The following is a 4,383-nucleotide window of genomic DNA, read 5'->3' as shown; positions in this document are numbered from 1 at the left end:
CGGGAAGCGCACGTACATCATCACCGCCAGCCGGATCACCTCGCGCGACGAGTTGAAGTAGCGGAACGGATTGTCAGGCTTGGAGCGGCTCATGCCCCTACTTTAGCAGCGCCCAGAGCAACGCGCCGTTTTGCTCTGACAGAGCCCTGGCTCCTGTGCTATCTTACTACGTTGGAGGCGTCAGCGTCCGGTCGTGTTCCCCGCCGGCATCGAACAGCTTGGATCCTTTAATTTTGCCAGAAGCATCAAGCGTCAGGTGCACGTTGTTCATGCTGCGATTCTGCCAATGCCAACCGTGGATGCCCGTAAACGGCGCGACATAGCGGCCTGCCTGCCGGTCGCCCTTGGTGATTGCATAGCTTTCAGTCAGCTCTTCGCCACCGTCGAAGGGATGGGCGTGCATGTCATAGTTGAGCGGTCCTGATCCCGACCAGTGGAAGTGTATCGGCTGCCCCTCATCGACCACATATTTAAGCTCAATGCCTTCAAAGGGTTTGAGTTCGAATTCCCAATGGTCGCTGGCGCCTGGCTCGGGGGGCAGGGGCGTCTGGCTGGGCGTGAACGTACCTTGGCGTTTCAGGCCCCGTTCCAAGAACTGGTTGGCTCCAGCGGTTGCAATACTGGAAAGGCCCGTTACGTTTCCGACGCCCGTCGGATCGATGCCGGTTTCGGCTGGAAGCACGAACAGGACGACAATTGCTGCGCCAATGGCGAGCGTCGCCGTGGCTCCAATGACGAGCGCGCGCCGGGAGGGGCGCACGGGTTCAATTTCAGTCATGATTCAAGATACCTCGCAATTTGATAACCGGCGAGAAATATGCCCGCGGCGATCAGCGCCAGATTGGCGGTAAACGCCCCGTTTCGAAAGCTGGGCGTGCCGCGCCAGAGGCCGAGCAGCATAAGGACAAAGGCCAGGACCAGGCACTGCCCAATCTCGACCCCGATGTTGAAGCTGATGAGGTTGGTCAGCAGCCCATTTCTGGGCAACGAAAGTTCGGTCAGCTTGGTCGCGAGGCCAAGGCCATGAACCAGGCCGAATGCAAGAACGGTCGCTTTGGTATTGATGGAGATACCGAGTTTCCGGAGGCCGCCGATATTCTCGATGCCCTTATAGGCGACCGATAGCCCGATCACTGCATCGACCAAATGGGTATTCGCGCCAAAACCCAGCAACACGCCCAGCAGCAGCGTGGTCGAATGGCCGATGGTGAACATCGACACGTACAGGACGACATCCTTCAGGCGATAAAGATAGAAGACCACCCCGATCAGGAAGAGGATGTGGTCGTACCCGGTCACCATATGCTTGGCGCCCAGATAGAGAAACGGCAGGATCGCCGGACCGTCGGTGGCCAGGACGAAGGCCTTGTCGCCTTCGGCCACGTCGTGGGCCAGGGCGGTCACTGACCAGAATGCCAGCGCCATGGCGGCGAGGGGAAGCGTCCACCGCCTCATGAGGCGTTTTCAGGCCCTTTGGTCCCCGTTGGCGCGAGGCTGGCCGGCGACTTCATATAGGCCTGATGGCAGGCGCTGCAGACATTATACAACGCGCCGCCCACTTCCAATACCTCGTTGACGTTCTTTGCTGCCGCTGCCTGTGCGGCCAGTCCGGCGGCGTCCGAGAGGCCTTGCGCGAATTCCTGCCAGTCCTGGCCGCGGCCTTTGGCATAGGCCGGTGTTCGCAAAAGTGCGGCATATTGCCCAACCCGTTCCGCAGCCTCGCGAGTTCGGGTCCATTCCGCATCGTTACGCGGCCGAATTTCGTGATTTCCGGTCTCATCGCTGACATATTGGACGGCGTTCCAATAGCTTTTGGCGGACGGATCGACTTTCTCCACCATCAGCTTGTGCACGTCAGCCGGCGGCGCGTCCGCCGAGGGCTGGTCCGTCTTGCGGTCGCAGCCGCCTACGAACGTCATCCAGAATGCAAGTGCGATCAGCCTTTTCTTCATGCCTGTCTCCTGGTGTCTGTCGTGCGATGGACGAAAGCTTTGTCCCTTGTCTCATTCATACCCGGCTTGCCGGTCTGCGCCGCCGCGCCAAAGGCAATTGCAGTGACGCTGGCGGTACAGTGCTGTCAGGGCACGGGCGCTCTCCGTCTGGGTCCGTCTGGGCAGCGTGGCGGTACAAGCCTGCTCGCTCAGAAGCTGTAGCGGATCCCCATCCGGAAGGTGCGCGGCTCGACCACCCGACTGAGGCGACCTTCGGTGGGCGCGCTGTCAAAGCCCGGAATATAGGATTCATACCAATAGGCGATGTCCTTGTCGCGACTGTCGAAGAGGTTGAGCACTTCGCCGAAAACCTCGAGATGAGGCGGTTTCCATGCTCCACGTAGGTTGATGATGGTGCTGCCCTTGTCACGGGCGCTATTATCCTCAATCAGCGGATAGGGACCCAGATGGCGGAGGCGGACGCTGCCGCTCCAGCGGTCGAACATGGCCGAAATGCCTGCTGAAGCGGCGTTTTCAAAGGCATTGGGAATGCGGTCACCATTGTCGTAGCGCGACCGGCTGGCGGTATAGTTGGCATCCAGGGCCAACCAGGGCAGGGGTCGCCAGAAGCCCACCAGCTCGTAACCGCGCCGCTTGCTGGCGCCGGTGGGCTCCACCGCATTGGAGTCTCCCACGAAGCGCAGCTCGCTCCCGACATTCAGCCAGTAATAGGTTGCGGTGAGGCTGAACGGACCGGTCTGAAAGCGAGCGCCCAGTTCCTTGCCGGTGCCCCGGACCAGGACCGGGACGGGCGACGCGGTATTCACCGCCCCGCGCACGTCATTTGAATGGAACCCCCGGCCCCAATTGGCGTAGAATTCGAGCGATGGGACAGGAGAGTAGGCCAGCGCCAGCTTGGGCGAGAGGATGGCATCATCGCCGCGCCCCGCGCCAAGCGCTGCGGCAACATCGTCGCGCGCTCGTACGATGTAATGATAATAATCCCCGCGCAGGCCGCCGATCACCCGCACGCCTGGCAAAGGGCGAAGCGTGGCTTCGCCATAGATCGCACCCGAGGATTCGGTGACGTCGTAGGATCCCAATGATTCCTTGAAGCTTCCGGCGTCGGTGTGGTGGACCCCGACGGGGCCGATCGTATCATAGCGGTTTTCGGTGCCGATGCTGATGTCGAGCGAGGGAGAGATCTCCCATTTTTTACGGCCCGTCATCCCCAGGATGACGCGCTTGTCGAACTGCAGAATCTGGGCGCTTGATCCATCGGCATTGGCATAGGTCGGGTTGGAGCTCATCGCCCAGTCATAATATTGACCATAGACGTTCGCCGACCAACTCTCCCCACTAAGCGCCGCATTGGCAACAACGCGGGTGGTTTCCCCGCGCGCTGTCGGATCGGGCGAGCAGAAGGCATCGGCGCAGATCGAGGAGCCGATGATGCGTTCGGGGATCTGCTCGGTCGGCCGCCATGTGCCACGATAGCCGTGCAGGCTGAGGTCCAGTTTGCCAAGACCGATCACGGCTGCATATTTGGCAAAGGCCGAATAATGGCGCAGCTTCTCGGGCTGCTGCCAGGGGCCGTCATAGATCTTGAACTGCCCGACAAGGGTCAAGTCGCCGCCGCCGACATTGCCGATCGTCCCGCCCGCCGCGAGTCGCCGCCAGCCATAGGAGCCGAGTTCGGCCGAGACCCAGGGCGCGTCGATCTTTTCAATGGTTGTCAGGGCGGCCGATCCAGCCATCGCGAAATCGCCGCCGTCGGCGCGATAAGGGCCTTTGCGGTAATCTTCCCGGTCAATGACCTCGGGGATCAGGCCGTTGAGGTCGAGATAGCCCTGGCCATGGCCGTGGCTGCGAAAATTCATCTGCACGCCGTCGATATAGGTGGTGAAGTCCGATCCGTGATCGAGGTTGAATCCGCGCAGGAAATATTGGTTTGCCTTGCCGCTGCCCGAATGCTGCGCGGCGATCATGCCCGGCACGGCTTCGAGGAGTTCGGCCACGCGCAGGAGCGGACGGATGAGCAGGTCGGAGCCTGCGACGCTACCCTCGCTCGCTGCGCCCGCGACACCGATCTTGCTCTCGCCTCGCCCAAACACGACGATGTCGGCATCGGCCCTTGCGGCAAGAACGGTTGTATCGACCGGAGCAGCGGCGTCGGCTGGCGTGAAGGACAGGGGAGAGGCGCCGACGGCCAGGCAAGCTGCCGCCAGTTTACGGATGTGGTACATGAAGGTTCCTCGTTGATTTCCGCTGCGAAGTGACCCTGGATTTTAAGCGGAAGCTGTCGTTTCCTGTTTCCTTTCTTGTCTGAGGTATGTGGCGAGGGCGCACCCAGGGAGCCATGCCGGCGAGCACGTCATCACGATCGACGAGGTGATGCTTGAGTGCGGCGGCCACGTGGACGGCCACCAGCAGGATACCGCTCCAGCCGAGC

General features: G+C 61.3%; 5 protein-coding genes. All 5 read right to left on the bottom strand.

Annotated features, from left to right (window positions below; all coding sequences use genetic code 11):
- Positions 1-166: 166 nt before the first annotated feature.
- The gene (locus MRBLMA1_RS11480) at positions 167-778 is read right to left on the bottom strand and encodes a hypothetical protein (protein WP_363736955.1); all 612 of its coding nucleotides are present in this window, start codon (positions 776-778) and stop codon (positions 167-169) included.
- On the bottom strand, positions 775-1,455 hold the full coding sequence (locus tag MRBLMA1_RS11475; protein ID WP_363736953.1) for a HupE/UreJ family protein: 681 nt from the start codon (positions 1,453-1,455) through the stop codon (positions 775-777). The genes MRBLMA1_RS11480 and MRBLMA1_RS11475 overlap by 4 nt, the downstream gene beginning before the upstream one ends.
- The gene (locus MRBLMA1_RS11470; RefSeq protein ID WP_363736951.1) at positions 1,452-1,952 is read right to left on the bottom strand and encodes a hypothetical protein; all 501 of its coding nucleotides are present in this window, start codon (positions 1,950-1,952) and stop codon (positions 1,452-1,454) included. Before MRBLMA1_RS11470 ends, MRBLMA1_RS11475 begins: the two co-directional genes overlap by 4 nt.
- Positions 1,953-2,140: 188 nt before the next feature.
- Positions 2,141-4,177, bottom strand: a complete 2,037-nt coding sequence (locus MRBLMA1_RS11465; RefSeq protein ID WP_363736950.1) for a TonB-dependent receptor — start codon at positions 4,175-4,177, stop codon at positions 2,141-2,143.
- Positions 4,161-4,383: cytochrome b (locus tag MRBLMA1_RS11460; protein WP_414714766.1), on the bottom strand; the 223-nt coding region annotated here is incomplete at its 5' end. The genes MRBLMA1_RS11465 and MRBLMA1_RS11460, both read right to left, overlap by 17 nt.

Source organism: Sphingobium sp. LMA1-1-1.1, from assembly GCF_040676365.1.
Lineage (GTDB): Bacteria > Pseudomonadota > Alphaproteobacteria > Sphingomonadales > Sphingomonadaceae > Sphingobium.
This window is presented reverse-complemented; position numbering and strand designations above follow the sequence as displayed.